Source organism: Pseudoalteromonas sp. MTN2-4, from assembly GCF_042848605.1.
Lineage (GTDB): Bacteria > Pseudomonadota > Gammaproteobacteria > Enterobacterales > Alteromonadaceae > Pseudoalteromonas.
On the sequence record NZ_BTGK01000053.1, the window covers coordinates 1 to 700 of the forward strand.

Consider the following 700-nt stretch of genomic DNA (forward strand, 5'->3'; position numbering starts at 1 on the left):
ATTTAAAAATTCAAAAGTTAATATTACAAGTATAACGAAAGATAAGAAAGAAGCAGTTATAAGCGTTTCTTCAGATAAGAATCCAGGCGCTTTCTATATTTTTAATTCGGAAACTAGAAAATTAAAACAGTATGGCAAGTCTAAAAATATAGACACGAATAAAATGGCCACTGTAAAGGGTATTAAAGTTAAGGCAAGAGATGGTCTTGACTTGTATGGTTATTTGACACTACCGAAAGGAACAAGTGGCAAAGTACCTTTAGTCGTAAAAGTGCATGGTGGACCTCATGGACCAAGAGATTACTGGGGTTGGGATGATGAAAACCAGCTTTTAGCAGCGAATGGCTATGGTGTTTTGCAAATCAACTTTAGAGGCTCAGGTGGTTATGGAAGAGTATTTGAAGAAATTGGTCACAGAAAGTGGGGCGCTGAAATGCAAGATGACATTACAGATGCGACTTTATGGGCAATAGATCAAGGCGTCACGGACAAAGAAAGCATTTGTATTTATGGAGGAAGTTACGGTGGTTATGCATCAGCAATGGCAGTGGTAAGAGAACCTGATTTGTATAAATGTGCGATACCTTATGTTGGTGTTTACTCATTACCAGTGATGAAAGTTGCAGGAGACATTCCTAGATCACGTTCAGGCAAGGTATTTTTAGATAAAGTTTTAGGTGAGAATGAGGAAGACTTACTT

1 protein-coding gene is annotated in these 700 nt (G+C 37.7%); it reads left to right on the forward strand.

Annotated features, from left to right (window positions below; genetic code table 11):
* Positions 1–700 (forward strand): alpha/beta hydrolase family protein (locus ACGHEH_RS21680; RefSeq protein ID WP_390449856.1); only part of this gene is annotated, 700 nt, incomplete at both ends.